At 69.7% G+C, this 18,798-nt stretch carries 19 protein-coding genes; 12 read left to right on the top strand and 7 right to left on the bottom strand.

The annotated features are described in order from the left end of the window. Nucleotides 1-55: 55 nt before the first annotated feature. Nucleotides 56-529 carry an SsgA family sporulation/cell division regulator gene (locus QIS96_RS29780; protein ID WP_282545900.1) on the bottom strand — a complete coding sequence of 158 codons (474 nt, stop codon included), beginning with the start codon at nucleotides 527-529 and terminating at the stop codon, nucleotides 56-58. Nucleotides 530-776: 247 nt separating this feature from the next. Here QIS96_RS29780 and QIS96_RS29775 point away from each other — a divergent pair, with 247 nt between their 5' ends. Continuing rightward, a complete protein-coding gene (locus QIS96_RS29775; protein WP_282545899.1) occupies nucleotides 777-2,315 on the top strand; it encodes an RDD family protein in 1,539 nt (512 codons plus the stop codon). A gap of 74 nt (nucleotides 2,316-2,389) precedes the next feature. Beyond that, nucleotides 2,390-3,064: an RDD family protein gene (locus QIS96_RS29770; protein WP_282545898.1), complete on the top strand. Its 675-nt coding sequence runs from the start codon at nucleotides 2,390-2,392 to the stop codon at nucleotides 3,062-3,064. Nucleotides 3,065-3,187: 123 nt separating this feature from the next. Here the strand turns inward: QIS96_RS29770 and QIS96_RS29765 are convergent, their stop codons facing one another. Beyond that, nucleotides 3,188-3,478 carry a hypothetical protein gene (locus tag QIS96_RS29765; protein ID WP_282545897.1) on the bottom strand — a complete coding sequence of 97 codons (291 nt, stop codon included), beginning with the start codon at nucleotides 3,476-3,478 and terminating at the stop codon, nucleotides 3,188-3,190. 416 nt (nucleotides 3,479-3,894) lie between these two features. Here QIS96_RS29765 and QIS96_RS29760 point away from each other — a divergent pair, with 416 nt between their 5' ends. After that, complete coding sequence (locus QIS96_RS29760; protein WP_408907280.1) at nucleotides 3,895-6,327, top strand: immune inhibitor A domain-containing protein; 2,433 nt, start codon at nucleotides 3,895-3,897, stop codon at nucleotides 6,325-6,327. Between the two features lie 122 nt (nucleotides 6,328-6,449). After that, nucleotides 6,450-6,764 carry a hypothetical protein gene (locus QIS96_RS29755; RefSeq protein WP_282545896.1) on the top strand — a complete coding sequence of 105 codons (315 nt, stop codon included), beginning with the start codon at nucleotides 6,450-6,452 and terminating at the stop codon, nucleotides 6,762-6,764. A gap of 192 nt (nucleotides 6,765-6,956) precedes the next feature. Here QIS96_RS29755 and QIS96_RS29750 read toward each other — a convergent pair whose 3' ends face one another. Together QIS96_RS29750 and QIS96_RS29745 are read right to left on the bottom strand one after the other, a co-directional pair. After that, entirely contained in the window at nucleotides 6,957-7,544 is a 588-nt protein-coding gene (locus tag QIS96_RS29750; protein ID WP_282545895.1) for an isochorismatase family protein, read from the bottom strand. A gap of 123 nt (nucleotides 7,545-7,667) precedes the next feature. Beyond that, entirely contained in the window at nucleotides 7,668-9,002 is a 1,335-nt protein-coding gene (locus tag QIS96_RS29745; protein WP_282545894.1) for a nicotinate phosphoribosyltransferase, read from the bottom strand. Between the two features lie 147 nt (nucleotides 9,003-9,149). Between QIS96_RS29745 and clpS the strand changes: the two genes are divergently transcribed. From clpS to QIS96_RS29715, 7 genes are all read left to right on the top strand, one after another. Continuing rightward, a complete protein-coding gene (gene clpS / locus QIS96_RS29740) occupies nucleotides 9,150-9,473 on the top strand; it encodes an ATP-dependent Clp protease adapter ClpS (protein WP_282545893.1) in 324 nt (107 codons plus the stop codon). After that, nucleotides 9,473-10,066, top strand: a complete 594-nt coding sequence (locus QIS96_RS29735; RefSeq protein ID WP_282545892.1) for a DUF2017 domain-containing protein — start codon at nucleotides 9,473-9,475, stop codon at nucleotides 10,064-10,066. The genes clpS and QIS96_RS29735 overlap by 1 nt, the downstream gene beginning before the upstream one ends. Before the next feature lie 425 nt (nucleotides 10,067-10,491). Continuing rightward, nucleotides 10,492-11,961 (top strand): amino acid permease, encoded by a 1,470-nt coding sequence (locus tag QIS96_RS29730; protein ID WP_282545891.1) that lies wholly within the window; start codon nucleotides 10,492-10,494, stop codon nucleotides 11,959-11,961. A gap of 116 nt (nucleotides 11,962-12,077) precedes the next feature. After that, complete coding sequence (locus tag QIS96_RS29725; RefSeq protein WP_282545890.1) at nucleotides 12,078-12,500, top strand: M67 family metallopeptidase; 423 nt, start codon at nucleotides 12,078-12,080, stop codon at nucleotides 12,498-12,500. A 163-nt stretch (nucleotides 12,501-12,663) separates the two neighbouring features. Beyond that, entirely contained in the window at nucleotides 12,664-12,765 is a 102-nt protein-coding gene (locus QIS96_RS37765; protein ID WP_349017425.1) for a putative leader peptide, read from the top strand. A 112-nt stretch (nucleotides 12,766-12,877) separates the two neighbouring features. Continuing rightward, complete coding sequence (locus tag QIS96_RS29720; RefSeq protein WP_282545889.1) at nucleotides 12,878-13,156, top strand: MoaD/ThiS family protein; 279 nt, start codon at nucleotides 12,878-12,880, stop codon at nucleotides 13,154-13,156. A gap of 1 nt (nucleotide 13,157) precedes the next feature. After that, nucleotides 13,158-14,108, top strand: coding sequence for a PLP-dependent cysteine synthase family protein (locus QIS96_RS29715; protein ID WP_282545888.1), 951 nt, complete (start codon nucleotides 13,158-13,160; stop codon nucleotides 14,106-14,108). A gap of 46 nt (nucleotides 14,109-14,154) precedes the next feature. On the opposite strand, the gene QIS96_RS29710 is transcribed toward QIS96_RS29715, so the two are convergent. Continuing rightward, nucleotides 14,155-14,607, bottom strand: coding sequence for a type II toxin-antitoxin system PemK/MazF family toxin (locus QIS96_RS29710; RefSeq protein ID WP_282545887.1), 453 nt, complete (start codon nucleotides 14,605-14,607; stop codon nucleotides 14,155-14,157). Between the two features lie 201 nt (nucleotides 14,608-14,808). On the opposite strand from QIS96_RS29710, the gene QIS96_RS29705 reads away from it, so the two are divergent. Further along, on the top strand, nucleotides 14,809-15,561 hold the full coding sequence (locus tag QIS96_RS29705) for an MBL fold metallo-hydrolase (RefSeq protein ID WP_282545886.1): 753 nt from the start codon (nucleotides 14,809-14,811) through the stop codon (nucleotides 15,559-15,561). A 333-nt stretch (nucleotides 15,562-15,894) separates the two neighbouring features. Here QIS96_RS29705 and QIS96_RS29700 read toward each other — a convergent pair whose 3' ends face one another. Both QIS96_RS29700 and QIS96_RS29695 read right to left on the bottom strand, forming a co-directional pair. Further along, nucleotides 15,895-17,118 carry a PTS transporter subunit EIIC gene (locus QIS96_RS29700; RefSeq protein WP_282545932.1) on the bottom strand — a complete coding sequence of 408 codons (1,224 nt, stop codon included), beginning with the start codon at nucleotides 17,116-17,118 and terminating at the stop codon, nucleotides 15,895-15,897. A gap of 312 nt (nucleotides 17,119-17,430) precedes the next feature. Continuing rightward, nucleotides 17,431-18,672: a PTS transporter subunit EIIC gene (locus QIS96_RS29695; protein ID WP_282545885.1), complete on the bottom strand. Its 1,242-nt coding sequence runs from the start codon at nucleotides 18,670-18,672 to the stop codon at nucleotides 17,431-17,433. Nucleotides 18,673-18,798 lie beyond the last annotated feature (126 nt).

Below are 18,798 nucleotides of genomic sequence, written 5' to 3'. Positions count from 1 at the left end.
CGTGCTGTTCGTTCTGTTCGCTCCGTTCGCTCCGTACCGGCGTACGGCACGTGGCTCACTCACCGTCCTTCGACTCGTCCGAGGGCCACGGGTCGCGCAGCCACAGGTCGTCCGCCGGGGTCGGGGTGAGCAGATCGGCCAGGCCGTCGTCGATGCCGAGGTGGTCCGACTCCGAGCCCGGCGGGACCACGCGCAGCGTCCGCTTCAGCCACGCTGAGACGGCCGCCGCCGGGGCCTCCAGGAGGGCGTCACCGTCCGGCGAGCTGAGCGCCATCAGGACGACGCTGCGCCCGTCCATCTTCGTCGGCCACACCCGTACGTCCCCGTGGCCGCACGGCCGGAAGACGCCCTCGACGAGCAGCTCGCGCGCGAACGTCCAGTTCACCGGCTGGTCGGAGCCGATGTGGAAGGTGATGTGCACGGCGTACGGGTCGTCCGTGCGGTAGGTGAGCCGGGCCGGTACGGGGATGCTGCGCTCCGGCGACAGGACCAGCTTCAGCTCGAGCTCGCGCTCCACCATGGTGTGCATGTCGTGCCTCTCTTCCGCTTCGGGCGAGGCCCTGGAACAGGCCTTCACGAGGAGAGAGCGCGCAGCCCGACGATGCTTACGCGACTTTCCGAAGTTTTTTTCCGGGACTGTTCCCGGGCCCTTCCCGGGAGCCGAATGTGCCCGGAAAGTGGACGGAACGACGGGACCTGCCCAGTACCCCCGGGCGGTCTGATAGATGTGGGACTTCCACGACACCCTCCAGCAGATACGGGACTACGGACGGACCATGAGCGCCCCTACCCCGGCCCCCGGCGACAGCAGCCCCACGAGTGGGTACTACCCGGACCCCTCCATCCCCGGATACATCCGGTACTGGAACGGCGCCGCCTGGGTGCCCGGCACCAGCCGCCCCGCACCCGCCGAGGGTGAGCCGATGCCGGCGCCGCCCGGCGGCGTCGAGCCCGCGCCGGGCGTCGTGCCCGAGCAGCAGGTCGCCCCGGCGGAGGAGACCGGCCCGATGTTCCTCGACGAGGGGCCCGGCGGCGCGTCCGCCCTCGGCGCGGGTCCGGCGGGCGAGCGGCCGGAGCAGCAGCCTGAGCCCGCCTCCGCCTGGCAGGCCGACGCCTCCCGGCAGACCGGCTTCGGCCCCGAGCAGTCCCGCGTCTCCTGGGGCGGCGAGCAGGAACAGCAGGGCGCGCAGGGCACGTACGGTGCGGGCGCCCCGGCCCAGCCGCAGCAGCCGGGCGAGGAACAGCAGCCGCCCGTGCACCCCGAGGCCCCGGCCCGTACGGACGGCACGGTCGCGATCCGCGCCGTGCAGCCGGGCCGTGCCCCGCAGGGCGAGCCGCAGCAGCCGGCCGGCGGCCAGGGCCAGGCCCAACAGCCGCCCGCCGACGGCACGATGATGGTCCGCCGGGTGCGCCCCGGCCAGAACCCTGGCGCGCAGAACCCGGCCGCGCAGAACCCGGCCGCGCAGCACCCCGGAGCACAAGGCGCCCCGCAGCGGCAGCCCGAGCCGGGCACCATGGCGATCCGCGCGCTGCCGGGCCAGCAGAACCCGGTGCAGCCCATGCCGCCCGCCGGCGCCCCATCCGGTTACGGCTACCCGCAGCCCGCCGCCCCGCAGCAGGGCGGCCCCGGCCAGGGTGCGCCCGGTTCCGGTTACGGCTATCCGCAGCCCCAGTCCGGCGGTCCGGGAGGCGGCCCGGCCGGCGGCGGTGCTTCCTGGCCGCAGCAGGTGCAGCATCTCGCGCAGGGCGCGGAGGCGGAGGCCGGCCCGGTCACGCCGTTCAAGCCGGTCGCCAACGACCCGTTCCTCGCGGCCGCCCAGGCCCAGGCCGCGGCCCGGCCCGCCGCCCTCGGCAAGCGGCTCGCGGCCCGGCTGATCGACACGGCCGTCGTGGGCGCGGTCACCGCCGCGGTCGGGTTCTCGCTGGTGAGCAGCGCGATCGAGCACATCGACGGCAAGATCGAGGAGGCGAAGCTGTCCGGCATGGAGCGGACGGTGTGGCTGCTCGACGGCACCACGTCGCTGCAGTTCGGCATCGTCCTCGCCGTGCTGCTCGTCTTCGGCGCGCTGTACGAGGCGCTGCCCACCTCCAAGTGGGGCTACACGCTCGGCAAGAAGCTGCTCAAGATCGAGGTCAGGGACATCGAGGAGCACGCCGCCCCGACGTTCTCGGCGGCCCTGCGCCGCTGGCTGGCCTACAGCATCCCCGGGGTCCTGGTGATCGGCGTCGTCGGAGTGCTGTGGTGCACCTGGGACCGGCCGTGGCGGCAGTGCCTCCACGACAAGGTCGCGCGGACGTTCGTGGCGGGGGCCTGACCCGGGGCTGAACAAGCCCCCCGTTCAGCCCACCGCCGGATGCGCCCGCCAGGGGGCCGCGATCGACTCGGCCCATGAGCACTCCACCGCCGCCCCCAGGCCAGGGCCCGCCGGACGACGATCCGTTCCGCAAGCCGCCGCCCGCGGACAGCGGCGGCGGCTCCCCGTACGACCAGCCCCCACCGCCCCCCGGTGGCGGGGGCTTCGGGCCTCCGCCGGGCGCGGGGCCGCCTCCGCCCGGCGGGCCCTACGGCGGTGATCCGTACGGCGGTGGCTACGGCGGGGCCGATCCGCTCGCCGGGATGCCGCCGCTCGCGGACAGCGGGCGGCGCGTGCTCGCCCGTATCGTCGACATGCTCATCGTGGGCGTCGTCGTCGCCCTGCTCTCCTGGGCGTTCGGCTGGGCGAACGTGGACCTCGACGCCGACGACGTCGAGGTCGGCACGACCTTCGGCCGATCGATCCTGTCGGCGGTCCTGTATCTGGCGTACGACACCTGGTTCACGTCGAGTTCGGGGCAGACGCCGGGCAAGCAGTTGATGAAGCTGCGGACGGCGAACCTGGACGACGGGGCGACGCCGAGCGTGCAGACCTCGCTGGTGCGGGCGGCCGTGCTGTGGCTGCCGTTCTCGTTCTGCTGCTACTGCATCTGGACCGCGATCTGCGGCGGTTGGAGCTTCTTCGACAAGCCGTACAAGCAGGGCCTGCACGACAAGGCCGCGAAGACGGTGGTGGTCAGCACCGGCTGACCGCGCCGGGGCAGGACGACGGCGGGCCCGCGAAGGAAGGTGTCGCGGGCCCGCCGTCGTGTCCGGGTGCCGAACTCCGGGGCAGGGAAGAGGAGTTCGGGAAAAGGCGAGGTCGTAGCGGGTTCAGCTGCGCAGGGAGTGCTCGGTGGCACGGGGCTCACCCACGCCGGGCACCGGCCGTACGGCGACGGGCTCGCCGCTCGCCACCGGCTGCACCGCGGCCGTCCGCACCCGGGGCGCGGCGCCCGGCATCGGCACGGTCACCGCGACGAGCAGTCCGAGCGCGAGGGCGGCGACGGCGATCACGGCGACGCCGATGCCCGAACGCGTCTGGGAGAGCAGCAGCATGGCGAGGGTCGCGAGGACCACGGTGGCGGAACCGTAGGCGAGCTGTGCGGCGGTCGGGCGGGGCATGGCGAACTCCGTCGTCCTGGGACAGCAGATGCGGGGTGCGGAAGAACGTGTCGATGGAGCAAGCACGCGGTCAACTCATGCTATTCCGCTGGATTCCCGAGCCGACAGCCGACTAAGCGTGACCTTACCCACGGCGTCGAAGCACGAGGGGCGCACGGGCTCACGGCATAGTCCACGAGCCGAGACGTACGCGCCCTCCCGGCGGCCCGTACTCGTACGGAGTCGAGGAACGGACAGTGTCCGGATAGTGCAACTCGCCGATCGTATAGTGCAGTTGACCAGTTCAAGTCAAGGTCTGTCTTTTCTGGCGAGACTCCGGTCGAATGTCGTCACTTGTGACGCGGCACTGCGCCCGGATCCCTTTGACCCCCATCCGCAGGCTCCGCAGGCGCGGTCGCGGGGGAGGACAGTACGAAGTGATCCAGAGAGAGAAGTCCGGCAGACGCCGGACGTTCCGCGCCGCCGCCGTGGTGACGGCGCTCGCGGCGGTCGGCGCGACGGCGTCGGCGTACAGCGTCGCGCAGGCCGATGCCGACGCGGGGCGGCAGGCGGCGGCCGGAGTCGAGCGCCAGGACCCGGCGCCCGGCGACGACCACGCGGCCAAGGACGAGCACAACCTCAAGGGCCCGTACAGCGACCGGCAGGCGCAGCAGCGCGAGGACGCGCTGAACCAGCTGCTCTCCGGCGAGGCGAAGGCCACCAAGCGCGGCGCCTCGAAGGTGGTGAAGCTCGACGACGGCAAGTACGTGGAGCTGGGCCGGGAGAAGACCGACAAGATCTTCACGATCCTGGTCGAGTTCGGCGACAAGGTCGACGACACCACGATGTACGACCCGGACGGCCCGGACGGGCCTGAGGCGCCGGTCAAGAAGTACGGCGGCAAGCCCGGCCCGCTGCACAACAAGATCGCCGAGCCGGACCGCGCGGACGACAACTCCACGGCCTGGCAGGCGGATTACAACCAGGAGCACTTCCAGGACCTGTACTTCTCGACGGATGCCAAGAAGGAGTCCGTGAAGAAGTACTACGAGAAGCAGTCCTCGGGCCGCTACTCGGTCGACGGCGAGGTCTCCGACTGGGTCAAGGTCGACTGGAACGAGGCCCGTTACGGCTCCAACTACTGCGGCGACAGCAACTGCGCCAACGTGTGGGACGCGGTACGCGACGGCGTCAACCAGTGGACCGCCGACCAGAAGGCCGCCGGCAGGACCGACGCCGAGATCAAGGACCAGCTCGCGAAGTACGACGAGTGGGACCGCTACGACTTCGACGCCGACGGGAACTTCAACGAACCCGACGGCTACATCGACCACTTCCAGATCGTGCACGCCGGCGAGGACGAGTCCGCGGGCGGCGGCGTCGAGGGCGAGAACGCGATCTGGGCGCACCGCTGGTACGCGTACGGCTCGGACGCGGGCAAGACCGGCCCGGCCGACAACAAGTCCGGCGGCACCCAGATCGGCGACACCGGCGTCTGGGTCGGCGACTACACGATGCAGCCGGAGAACGGCGGCCTCGGCGTCTTCGCCCACGAGTACGGCCACGACCTCGGTCTGCCGGACCTCTACGACACCTCCGGCAAGGGCGAGAACTCCACCGCCTACTGGTCGTTGATGTCCTCCGGCTCCTGGCTCGGCCGCGGCGAGGACTCCATCGGCGACCTGCCCGGCGACATGACCGCCTGGGACAAGCTGCAGCTGGGCTGGCTGGACTACGACACGGCGAAGGCGGGCACGGAGTCCACGCACAAGCTGGGCTACGCGGAGTACAACACCGCGAACAAGCAGGCCCTCGTCGTCGAGCTGCCCGAGAAGGCCGTCACGACCACCATCACCAAGCCGGCCGACGGCGCCAAGCAGTGGTGGAGCGGCCAGGGCGACGACCTCAAGAACACTCTGACCCGTACGCTCGACCTGACCGGCAAGTCCCAGGCCAGCCTTGACCTTTCGGGCTGGTGGGACATCGAGGCGAACTACGACTACGCCTACGCCGAGGTCTCCACGGACGGCGGCGCGAGCTACGTCCCGCTCGACGGCACCGCCGACGGCAACCCGATCCCGCGCGACGGCGGCGACAAGCCCGCCCTGCACGGCTCCTCGGACGGCTGGAAGAAGCTCAGCTACCCGCTCGACGCGTACGCGGGCAAGAAGGTCGAGCTGCGCTTCCGCTACCAGACCGACGGCGGCACGTCCCTCAAGGGCTTTGCCGCGGACGGCATTTCGGTGACCGCGGACGGCGCGCAGCTCTTCGCGGACGACGCCGAGACCGACGACAACGGCTGGACGAAGAAGGGCTTCGACCGCATCGGCGAGTCCTTCACCAAGGACTACCCGCAGTATTACCTCGCGGAGAACCGCCAGTACGTGTCGTACGACAAGACCCTCAAGTCCGGTCCGTACAACTTCGGTTGGGCCAAGACGCGGGAGAACTGGGTCGAGCACTTCCCGTACCAGAACGGCCTGATGCTCTGGCAGTGGGACACCTCGCAGGCCGACAACAACACCGGCGTGCACCCCGGCCAGGGCCTGGTCCTGCCGATCGACGCGCACCCGAAGGCGGAGAAGTGGGCGGACGGCTCGCTGATGCGCAACCGCATCCAGTCCTACGACTCCACCTTCAGCCGGTACGGCACGGACGCGGTGACCCTGCACAAGGAGGGCGTCGCGAAGAAGATCCCCGGGCGCGACGGAGTGAGCGTCTTCGACGACGGCCAGTGGGTGTCGTACTACGACCCGTCGAACCCCACGGGAAGCGTGAAGGTAACTGACACGAACACTCGGATCGCGATCGTGAACGAGCCGAAGAGCGGCGAGACGATCACGGTCCAGGTGGGCCCCCAGCAGAACTGAGCCATATTTCCGCTGGTCAAAGACGTATCGGCCGTGACCCTCTAGCGGGTCGCGGCCGATCGTGTTTAGGTGCGTCCTGTGAGTTCCTTATTGACGCAACGTCTCACGGGGGTGTGATGTCGATGGCTGGAGGAGGCTTCAGCAAGCTGCCGGGAGGCAGCGTCGTGGTGGCCCTGACCCTGCCGAGCCCACTGGGCGAGCAGAGTCATGTACGGGTCCTCGTACATGCCGCGAACCGAGCGCGAGCCCTGACCAGGCTCCGCAATCTGGGCCTGCGGGCGGTGTATCTGCGGGGCAACACGCATCCGCCGACGCCCGATGAGGTCACGGCCGTCCTGCATCATCCGGACGGCCTGATATGGCGCACGGCGCCGGACGAGGTCTCGGAGCTCTGGCACCCGATCCGGTCCTTGCTCCGACCGGCCAGGACGGCCTGAACTCTCCCCTCCCCTCCCCGCCCCTTCCCGAGAGACTGTCGTCGGCTGTCACCCGTCTGCCGCGCCATCGTGGCTGGTCGCGCAGTTCCCCGCGCCCCTGAAAATCAGCCCCTGCGGCGATTGAGCAGCGGGGGTCCGGGGGCTGGCCCCCGGAGCTGTCCGCAGGACTTTCGGGAAGGGGCGGGGAGGGGATCAGACCACCGGCTTGCCTGTGAGTTCGACGCCCGCCGAGCGGAGCTCGTCCAGCGCCCGCTGGGTGGACTCCGCCGAGACCCCGGCGGTCAGATCCAGGAGCACCTTCGTCCGGAACCCCTCCCGAGCCGCGTCCAACGCAGTGGCCCGCACGCAGTGATCCGTGGCGATCCCGACGACGTCGACCTCGCTCACCTCCCGCGCCCGCAACCACCGCGCCAGCGGCGTCCCGTTCTCGTCGGCCCCCTCGAACCCGCTGTACGCAGCCGTGTACGCGCCCTTGTCGAAGACCGCGTCGACCGCGCCCGAGGCGACCGCAGGGGCGAAGTTCGGGTGGAAGCCGACGCCCTCGGTGCCGGCGACGCAGTGCGCGGGCCAGCTGTGCACGAAGTCCGGGCGGTCGGAGAAGTGGTCGCCGGGGGCGATGTGGTGGTCGCGGGTGGCGACCACGTGCTGGTAGCCCGCACCGGCCGCCTGGCCGATCAGATCCGTGACCGCCGCGGCGACGTCCGCGCCGCCGGCGACGGCGAGGCTGCCGCCCTCACAGAAGTCGTTCTGCACATCCACGACGATCAAGGCGCGGCGCATGATGGTGTCCTTCGGCTGGATGCTTCGGATTATTCGGAGGCTTCGGCTTATTCGGATGCTCAGAGGGGGGTAGAGGGGGACGGCCGTTGCATTCCCCCTCCCCGTGCGTTCATGCGCGCCCGCTCACGGCGAGACGAGCTCCGTGGGGATGACGGCCTCGCCGCGCGAGAGCTGCGTGGCGGAGAGCGGCAGCAGGTCGCGGGCCGCCTTGTGCCGGGCGCGCACCGCGTCCAGCGGTTCACGGGCCACCACCTCGCCGCCCTTGACCAGCTCGACGAGCAGCTGCCGGTCGACCAGGTCGGCGGGGACCGGCCCGGTGCCGACGACCTCGGCCTCGGCGACGCCGTCCTCGTCCAGGCGGCGCGCGGCCCACTTGCGGCCGCCGCGTGAGGACTTGGCGCCCATCGACTTCTTCGCCACCGGTTCGAGCGGCGCCTTCGGATCGGCGGACTTGGCCCGCGCCACCAGCTTGTAGACCATCGAGCAGGTCGGGTGTCCGGACCCGGTGACCAGCTGCGTGCCCACGCCGTACGCGTCCACGGGCGCGGCCCCGAGCGAGGCGATGGCGTACTCGTCCAGGTCCGAGGTGACCACGATCTTGGTGTCGGTGGCGCCGAGCTCGTCCAGCTGCTGCCGTACCCGGTGCGCGACGAGCAGCAGGTCGCCGGAGTCGATCCGGACCGCGCCGAGCTCAGGACCGGCCACCTCGACGGCGAGCCGCACCGCCTCGGCCACGTCGTACGTGTCGACGAGCAGGGTCGTGCCCCGGCCGAGGGTGTCCACCTGGGCGGTGAAGGCGTCCCGCTCGCTGTCGTGCAGGAGCGTGAACGCGTGCGCCGAGGTGCCGACGGTGGGGATGTCGTAGCGGAAGCCTGCGGCCAGGTCCGAGGTGGCCTCGAAGCCGCCGACGTACGCGGCCCGGGACGCGGCCACCGCGGCCAGCTCGTGGGTGCGGCGGGCGCCCATCTCGATCAGGCCGCGCCCGCCCGCCGCGGCCGACATCCGGGAGGCGGCCGCGGCGATCGCCGAGTCGTGGTTGAGGATCGACAGGATCACGGTCTCCAGGAGCACGCACTCCGCGAAGGAGCCCTCGACCCGCAGGATCGGCGAGCCGGGGAAGTACACCTCGCCCTCCGGGTAGCCCCAGATGTCGCCGCGGAAGCGGTAGCCGGCGAGCCACTCCAGGGTGGGCTCGTCGACGACGCGGCGGTCCCGCAGGAAGCCGAGCACGCCGTCGTCGAAGCGGAAGTTCTCCACGGCGTCCAGGACGCGTCCGGTGCCCGCGACGACGCCGTACCGGCGCCCCTCGGGGAGCCTGCGCGTGAACACCTCGAAGACCGAGCGGCGCTCGGCCGTGCCCGCCCTGAGGGCGGCCTGCAGCATGGTCAGCTCGTAGTGGTCCGTGAAGAGCGCCGTCGACGGCACGTCCACGGGCAGCCCGAGGTCCGCAGAGTTCATAGGCCCACTGTTCATGGCCGGGATGCTACCCCCATTTCGTCACCTTGACGATTTCTAGGGTCCGATTGTGACGCAGGCCCCGTTCCGCGAGGGCGGAACCCTCTCCCGGCAGGGCCGTTTGTGCGGGGCGGGGGCCCAAGTGGCAGCATGGGGCAGGTGAGTGTGGCTCCTGATGTGTCTCCCGTAGAGGTCAAGCCCGAGTCGGTGGAGGAGGTCTCCGCCGTGACCGAGCCCGACGTCCCCTGGGTCACGATCGTTCACAACGACCCCGTGAACCTCATGAGCTACGTGACGTATGTCTTCCAGAGCTACTTCGGCTACTCCAAGGACAAGGCGCACAAACTGATGCTCGACGTCCACCACAAGGGCCGCGCCGTGGTCTCCAGCGGCACGCGCGAGGAGATGGAGCGCGACGTCCAGGCCATGCACGGCTACGGACTGTGGGCGACGATGAGCCAGGACCGCACCTGATGGCCGGCCAGTTCGAACCGGTCCCGGGCGGCGGCGCCGCCGTCCCGCTCGACGAGGTCGAGATCTCCATCCTGCGCTCCCTCGCGGTCCAGCTGCTCGAACTGATCGGCCCGGGGCCCGGCGGCGCCGACGAGGAGTCCGACCCACTCGCCGACCTCTTCGCCGAGGGCCCGAGCGAGCCCCCGACCGACCCGGTCCTGCAGCGCCTCTTCCCTGACGCGTACGGCGACCCCGAGGCCGTGCCGGACGATCAACTCAAGGCGTACTCCGCCGAGTTCAGGCGGTTCACGGAGAACGACCTGCGCGCGGGCAAGCGGGAGAACGCCCTCGCGGTGGTCCGCTCCCTCGACGCGCTCACCGTCGGCGGCGAGAGCGGCGCGGTGCTCAAGCTGTCCGCGGACGAGTCCCGGCAGTGGCTCGGCTCGCTCAACGACCTGCGGCTCGCGCTCGCCGCCCGCCTCGACGTCATCGCCGAGGAGGACACGGACCTGCTTTACCGCCTGCCGGACAGTGATCCGCGCAAGCCGATGGTGATGGCGTACCTCTGGCTCGGCGGCCTGCAGGAGACGCTCGTCGAGACACTGATGCCCTGAACCTCCTGGCCCTTGGATCCCGGTTCCTGGACCCTGTCGCCCGAACTCTGGACCGACGCTCCGATCCCGCCGTACGTATGCGAATGTACGTGCCTGTAGCACCTATCCGACCGAGGAGTCCGTTCGCTCAACGGACACTCAAATCCGGATAACGATCGCGTCACCGGCGTGGCCAGTTTTCATCGCTCTCTGGGCGATTTGCCCAGCTATGTCCGTGGTGTGCGCCACATTTTCGGCCGTTGATCACTGTTACGGCCGTGATAAATGTTCACGACCACTCGCGGGACGCCACCCATGTCCTTGCGAGGGCGCCCCGTCGGCCGAACGCCGATAGGCACAGCTCCATCCACATCCGGGGGGATCGGGACCCGATCCGGGCCAGTACGACGTACGGCACGGATCGTCATGGAGAAAGGCGCACAAACATGACCTCAGTGCAGGTCGACAAGCAGTACGACCCCAATGAGGCCGTGCAAGGCGGCGAGTCGCCCGAGGGCGGCGAGGGTTACCAGCGCGGGCTCGGAGCCCGGCAGATCCAGATGATCGCGATCGGCGGCGCCATCGGCACCGGCCTGTTCCTCGGCGCGGGCAAGGGCATCCACAAAGCCGGCCCGAGCCTGATCCTGGCCTACGCACTCGCGGGCCTGGTCATCTTCTTCATCATGCGGGCGCTCGGCGAGCTCCTCATGTACCGCCCGGTCTCGGGATCCTTCTCGGAGTACGCCCGTGAGTTCATCGGCCCGTTCGCGGGCTTCGTGACGGGCTGGACGTACTGGCTCTTCTGGGTCATCACCGGCATGACCGAGGTCACCGCCGCGGCCCAGTACATGCAGTTCTGGACGAAGAACGCGGACGGCTGGCTCAATCAGCCGCAATGGGTCTTCGCCCTGATATTCACCGTGATCCTCTTCGGCGCGAACCTGATCTCCGTGAAGCTCTTCGGTGAGCTGGAGTTCTGGTTCTCGATGGTCAAGGTCACCGCGATCGTCGGCATGATCCTGATCTGCGCCGGCATCCTCACCGTCGGCTTCTCCGACGCCGGCGACACCGCCTCCGTCACCATGCTGTGGGACCAGGGCGGCTTCTTCCCGAACGGCATCGGCTCCACCCTCATGACCCTGCAGATGGTCATGTTCGCCTTCCTCGCCGTCGAGCTGGTCGGCGTCACCGCGGGCGAGTCCAAGGACCCGAAGACCGTGCTGCCCAAGGCCATCAACACCGTGCCGTGGCGCATCGCCGTCTTCTACATCGGCGCGCTGATCATGATCCTCTCGGTCGTGCCCTGGACCCACTTCCAGCCCGGCGTCAGCCCGTTCGTCGCCGCCTTCGAGAAGATGGGCCTCGGCGTCGGCGCCGCGATCGTGAACTTCGTGGTCCTCACCGCCGCGCTCTCCTCCTGCAACTCCGGCATGTACTCCACCGGCCGCATGCTGCGCGACCTGGCGCTCAACGGCCAGGGCCCGAAGATCTTCACCAAGCTGTCCAAGAAGGGCCTGCCGCTCATCGGCACCAGCGTCTCGGCCGGCCTGATGCTCTTCGGCGTCGTGCTCAACTACATGGACCCGGGCAAGGCCTTCGAGCTCGTCGTCTCCTTCGCCACCATCTCCGGCATGTGGGCCTGGATCATGATCCTGATCAGCCAGCTCCGCTACCGCCGCAAGGCCGACCGCGGCGAACTCCCGCAGTCCAGCTTCAAGGCCCCCGGCGCCCCGTACACGAGCACCTTCGCCCTGGCCTTCATCGGCCTGGTCATCGTGCTCATGGCCCTGGACCCGGACTCCCGGATCTCGCTCTACGCAGCCCCGGTCTGGGGTCTGATCCTCGGCATCGGCTACCTCGCCATCCAGCGCCGCAAGTCGGCCGCAGGGAACGCCCCGGAGGACGCCAAGGCCTGACCGGCCGGACGGCCCGACCGCAACCCGGTCCCCGTCTCAGCAGTCGTCTCAGCAGTCGTCTCACCAGATGGGCCGCGGATCTCGGATCCGCGGCCCATCTGCCTATCCTCATGCGCATGCTGACCATCACCCAGGCCCTGCACGACCAGATCGTCGCCCACGCGCGAGAGGACCACCCCGACGAGGCGTGCGGCGTCGTCGCCGGCCCGGTCGGCGAGGGCCGGCCCGAGCGCTTCATCCCCATGCTGAACGCGGCCCGCTCGCCCACGTTCTACGAGTTCGACTCGGGCGACCTGCTGAAGCTCTACCGCGAGATGGACGACCGGGACGAGGAGCCCGTCGTCATCTACCACTCGCACACCGCCACCGAGGCCTACCCCTCCCGCACCGACATCTCGTACGCGAACGAGCCCGGCGCCCACTACGTCCTGGTCTCGACGGCCGACGCCGACGGTCTCGGCGACTTCCAGTTCCGCTCGTACCGGATCGTGGACGGCGAGGTCACCGAGGAAGAGGTCAAGGTCGTCGAGGCCTACTGAGCCCGCTCGGGCTGCTTCTGTCGTGGTCACAGGGGTGCGAAGGGGTACGCACTGGTCCGCCGAGGCCGCCGCGACCCGCCCCATGTCCGAGTGGTGAACAAAAATCGTCCAGTATCCGAGATCACATTCCAGGGCCCGGACCGGGAATCGATACGATGACCGCATGGTTTCCCACGACGTGAACGACAAGACGCCGGGCATGCTGCTCGTGGCGCGCCTTCACGTCGACCTGTGCAGGCTCAACAGCGCCATCTGTCCCCGCTGAACCCTGCCGCCGCACGGCCGCGGGCCGCGGCGCTCTCCCAGCGCACCACCACGCACTTGCGCGTACTGCCGCGCGCCCACCGACCTGACTTCCTTCGACAGGAGCCCCAGCCATGGCCATCGAGGTCCGCATCCCCACCATCCTCCGCACGTACACCGACGGCGCGAAGGCCGTCGAGGGCTCCGGCGACACCCTCGCCGCGCTCTTCACCGACCTGGAGTCCCGCCACGCGGGTATCCAGGCCCGCCTGGTGGAGGAGGGCCAGCTGCGCCGCTTCGTCAACGTGTACCTGAACGACGAGGACGTCCGCTTCCTGGACGGCATCACCACCAAGCTCACCGACGGCGACAGCATCACGATCCTCCCGGCCGTAGCCGGCGGTATGGCCTGATATGCGGTACGACTCGCCGCTGGCCGCGGTCGGCAACACCCCGCTCGTACGGCTGCCGAGGCTCTCGCCCTCCGACGACGTCCGCATCTGGGCGAAGCTGGAGGACCGTAACCCGACCGGCTCGATCAAGGACCGCCCCGCGCTCCACATGATCGAACAGGCCGAGAAGGACGGCCGGTTGACGCCCGGCTGCACGATCCTGGAGCCGACCAGCGGCAACACCGGCATCTCGCTCGCGATGGCCGCCAAGCTCAAGGGCTACCGCATCGTCTGCGTCATGCCCGAGAACACCTCGTCCGAGCGCCGCGAACTGCTCGCCATGTGGGGCGCGGAGATCATCTCCAGCCCCGCCGCGGGCGGCTCCAACACCGCCGTCCGCGTCGCCAAGGAGCTCTCCGCGGAGCACCCGGACTGGGTGATGCTCTACCAGTACGGCAACCCGGACAACGCGGGCGCCCACTACGCCACGACGGGCCCCGAGATCCTCTCCGACCTGCCGTCCATCACGCACTTCGTGGCCGGCCTCGGCACCACCGGCACCCTCATGGGCGTCGGCCGCTACCTCCGCGAGCACAAGCCGGACGTCAAGATCGTCGCCGCCGAGCCGCGCTACGACGACCTGGTCTACGGCCTGCGCAACCTCGACGAGGGCTTCGTCCCCGAGCTGTACGACGAGGCGGTGCTCACCACCCGGTTCTCCGTCGGCTCGCAGGACGCGGTGACCCGTACCCGTGAACTCCTGCAGCAGGAGGGCATCTTCGCGGGTGTCTCGACGGGCGCGGCCCTGCACGCGGCCATCGGAGTGGCCCGCAAGGCGCAGGCCGCGGGGGAGTCGGCGGACGTGGCGTTCGTCGTCGCCGACGGCGGCTGGAAGTACCTGTCGACGGGCATCTACACCGCCCCGTCCACGGACGCCGCGGTCGAGGCCCTGCACGGTCAGCTCTGGGCCTGACCGCCGGAGCCGGGCGGGTTCGGTCGCTCCCGAGCCCGTCCGGCCCTCAGTCCACCAGGTACTTGACCTGATCCCAGAGCGCCGGGTCGACGATCCCGACCCGGCGCCTGAACTCCCACAGCGGCACTTCCCGCAACTCGTCCGTCTCCAGGAAGCTCGGCCGCCCGTGCGCGTCGCCGACCGAACCGGGCGGCAGCGGGATCACCCCGGCCCGCTCGTCGTGGTACTTGCTGGTGATCTTCGCGACGAGGGCCCGCTTCCCGTGCACCGAAAGCACCAGGCAGGGCCGGTCTTTGCCGCCGGGCCCGTCCTCGTACGGCACCATCGCCCACCAGATCTCCCGCGCCTGCGGCCGCAGCTTCGGCAGCACACGCGGTCCGGCCGGCGGCCTGGTCCGCCCACCCGGCCGGGTACGGGCACGCCCGAGGCCGTCCGCGACCGCGGCGACCAGGGCAACGGCCACGACAGCGGCGAGCGCGATCCACCACGACGTGTCCATGCCCCGACCGTACCGGCGCCCCGCGCCCCCCGCGACGCCGTCCCCACCCGGCAACTGGGCCCACGCCGCCCGATCTGGTGACAACGGTGGTGAGTTCCCCCACAACAGCCCGGCACCGAGGAGTGACGCGGGCTTTTGCGCCTTACGCTCGACGGACCGCACAACCCCCGTCCTTCCTGCCAGCACGGAGGTTCCCGCTCCATGAAGCTCACCGTCGTCGGCTGCTCGGGCTCGTTTCCGTCCGCGGACTCGGCCTGCTCGAGCTACCTCGTCGAGGCCGACGGCTTCCGGCTGCTCCTCGACATGGGCAATGGCGCCCTGGGCGAGCTGCAGCGCCACTGCGGTCTCTACGACCTCGACGCGATCTTCCTCAGCCATCTGCACGCCGACCACTGCATCGACATGTGCGGCTACTTCGTCGCCCGGTACTACCGGCACGAGGGCGGCCGCTGCGACGCGATCCCGGTGTACGGCCCCGAGGGCACGGAACAGCGCCTGACCACGGCGTACGCGGACACTCCGTCCCCGTCGGCGATGAGCGAGGTGTTCGACTTCCACACCCTGAAGTCGGCGGCCTTCGAGATCGGTCCGTTCTCCGTGCGCACCGAGCGGGTCGCGCACCCTGTGGAGGCGTACGCGATCCGCATCGAGCACGGCGGGAAGACGCTCACGTACTCCGGTGACACGGGTGTCTGCGAGCCGCTGGACGAACTCGCCCAAGGCGCCGACCTGTTCCTCTGCGAGGCCTCCTTCACGGCAGGCAAGGAGGACATCCCGGACCTGCACCTCAACGGCCGCGAGGCAGGCGAGACCGCCCGCCGCGCGGGCGTCGGCCGCGTCGTCCTCACCCATGTCCCGCCGTGGACCGATCCGCAGATCAACGTCACGGACGCGAGTGCGGTGTACGGGGGGCCGGTCGAGCTGGCCCGCGCGGGGGCGGTGTACGAGCTGTAGCCTCGGCGCCCGTTTCCGCGCCGTCGAGCTGGTCCCCGCTTCCCGGGGCTGTGCCCCCGACCCCGGCTGCCTTTCGGCTGCTGCGCCGTCGTGGTTGCTCGCGCAGTTCCCCGCGCCCCTAAAAGACAAGCCCCTGCCGGGGCCGAATCCAGCGCTAGCCCGCAAAATTCAGCCCCTCCGGCGTTTGAGGAGCGGGGGTCCGGGGGCGGAGCCCCCGTAGCCGACGGCAGTCTTTCGGGAAGGGGCGGGGTGGGGGAGAAGAACGCCAGCGGGCCCGCCCCGTTGTGGACAACGGGGCGGGCCCTCAGTACGTGAACGGCGGGACGCGAGGCGCTACTTGCCCTCCGCCTTCTGCAGCTCCGCCAACTCCTCGTCGGACTCCCGCCCCGGCGTCGGCAGGTTGAACTTCGTGATCGCGAACCGGAAGACGAAGTAGTAGACGACCGCGAAGCAGAGGCCCACCAGGGCGAGACCCCACGGGTTGGACGCGATGCCGAGGTTGAGGACGTAGTCCACCGCGCCGGCCGAGAAGCCGAAGCCGTCCTTCATGCCGAGCGCCCAGGTCAGCGCCATCGACACACCGGTGAGCACCGCGTGGATCGCGTACAGGACCGGCGCGATGAACATGAACGTGAACTCGATGGGCTCGGTGACACCCGTGACGAACGCGGTGAGCGCGAGCGAGAACATCATGCCGCCGACGACCTTGCGCCGCTCCGGACGGGCGCAGTGCGTGATCGCGAGGCAGGCCGCCGGAAGGGCGAACATCATGATCGGGAAGAAGCCCGTCATGAACTGACCGGCGCTCGGGTCACCGGCGAGGAAGCGCGCGATGTCGCCGTTGACGGTGCCGTCGGCGCCCTCGTACGAACCCGCCTGGAACCACGGGAAGGAGTTGAGCAGGTGGTGCATGCCGACCGGGATCAGCGCACGGTTGGCGACACCGAAGATGCCCGCGCCGACCGCGCCCGAACCGACCAGCCACTCACCGAAGTTGTGCAGACCCGTGCCGAGCACCGGCCAGATGAAACCGAAGACGATGCCGATGACCAGGCCCGCGAAGGCCGACAGGATCGGGACGAGACGGCGGCCGCCGAAGAAGCCCGCCCAGTCCGGCAGCTTGGTCCGGTAGAACTTCTGGTACAGCAGCGCCACCACGATGCCCATCACGACACCGCCGAGGACCTTCGCGTCCACCGGAGCCTCGACGAGGGCGACCTTGCCGTCGACGACCTGCTCCACCTTCGGCAGGTTCGGGTCGGTGAACGTGGCGAGCACCTTCTGGAAGACCAGGTAGCCGGTGACCGCGGCGAGCGCCGTGGAGCCGTCGGACTTCTTCGCGAAGCCGATCGCGATGCCCACCGCGAACAACAGCGGCATGTTGTCGAGCAGCGCGCCGCCGCCCGCGGCCATGTAACCGGCGATCTTGTTGATGAAGTCCGGCAGGGACTCCTTGCCGAGCATGTCGTCCGCGCCCAGGCGGACCAGGAGTGCACCGGCCGGCAGGACGGCGACCGGGAGCATCAGGCTGCGGCCGATGCGCTGGAGCACGGACATCAGGCCCGCGCCCTTCTTCTTGTCGGCCGCAGGTGCGGCAGCCGTGCTCACAACTTCCTCCAGTGGGCAGGGCGCCGCCAGGGGACATGTGGGGACGGCGGCGTCGCTCAGGGGACGCGGCCACGGGCCGCGTGGTCTACACCAATTAGAGGTGTAGACCTGTTGTAACACGGTGAGCGCGAGATAAGGAACCCGTTCCGGGCCCCGTGGCCATAACGAACGGGCATACATGACGAAGGGCCCGAATCGCCGCTCGCGATCCGGGCCCTTCGTCCGCCGCCTGTCCGCCTGTCCGCCTGTCCGCCTGTCTGCCTACTTGTAGTTCTCCCGCTCCATCTCCGCGATCTCCTCGTCCGACTCCCGTCCCGGCGTCTTCAGGTCGAACTTCGTGATCACGACCCGGAACAGCACGTAATAGACGACGGCGAAACAGAGCCCGACCGGAATGAGTAGCGCCGGTTTGGTCGCGAGGTTCCAGTTCAGTACGTAGTCGAACAGGCCCGCCGAGAACGTGAACCCCTCGCGGATCCCCAGCGCCCACGTCACCGCCATCGACACACCCGTCAGCACCGCGTGGATCGCGTACAGCGCGGGCGCGAGATACACGAACGAGAACTCGATCGGCTCCGTCACACCCGTCACGAAGGACGTCAGGGCCAGCGACATCATCATGCCGAGCGTCGCCTTCCGCCGCTCGGGCCGCGCACAGTGCGCCATCGCCAGACAGGCCGCGGGCAGCGCGAACATCATGATCGGGTAGAAGCCCGTGGTGAACATGCCCGCGTCCGGGTCGCCCGCGAGGAACCGGAACACGTCACCGTGCACCTCCTCGCCGTTCGGCTTCGTATAACTGCCGAACTGGTACCAGGCGAACGTGTTCAACAGCATGTGCATCCCGAACGGGATCAACGCCCGGTTGATCACGCCGAAGATGCCTGAACCCCACGCGCCCCAGCTCGACAGCGTCTCCGCGAACGCGTTGAACGCGTCGCCGATCGGCTGCCACCCGTACCCGAAGATCACCGCGAGCAGCACGCTGACGAACGACATCAGGACCGGGATGAACCGCCGGCCGCTGAAGAACCCCAACCAGTCGGGCAGCCGCGTCCGGTGGTACTTCTCCCACACCTTCGCCGTGATCAGACCGACCACGACGCCGCCGAGCACCCCGGGGTTGACCGCCTGCCCGGTCACGTCGTCCTCGAACGCCTTGACCAGCACGTTGTTGAAGACCATGTACGCGACCACCGCCGCGAACGCCGTCGACCCGTCCGACTTCTTCGCGAAGCCGATCGCGACGCCCACGCAGAACAGCAGCGCCATGTTGTCGAGGATGCCGCCGCCCGCGCCCGCGAAGATCGCCGCCAGCTTGTTCCAGCCGAGGCCGTCCTTGCCGAACACGTCGTCCTGGCCGAGCCGGAGCAGCACGCCCGCCGCCGGCAGTGCCGCGACCGGGAGTTGCAGGCTGCGCCCCAGCTTCTGCAGGCCGCCGAGGACGATCTGCTTCCAGCTCTTGCTCGGCTTGGATCTCGCCGCGGGGCTTTCGGAGCTCATGCGATCCCTCCCTGAACCGGCCACGTTTGGCGGTCGCCCGAAACTGGTGTAGACCAGTGCGAGGCGCGAAGCGCCGGCCGGAGACCCGGCGGACGCCGATGACCGTCATCATTCGGCACCTAATGG

Source organism: Streptomyces cavernicola (assembly GCF_029968035.1).
In the GTDB taxonomy this organism is placed as follows: Bacteria; Actinomycetota; Actinomycetes; order Streptomycetales; family Streptomycetaceae; genus Streptomyces; species Streptomyces cavernicola.
Note: the sequence above shows the minus strand (reverse complement) of the source record. Positions and strands in the feature narration are given on the sequence as shown.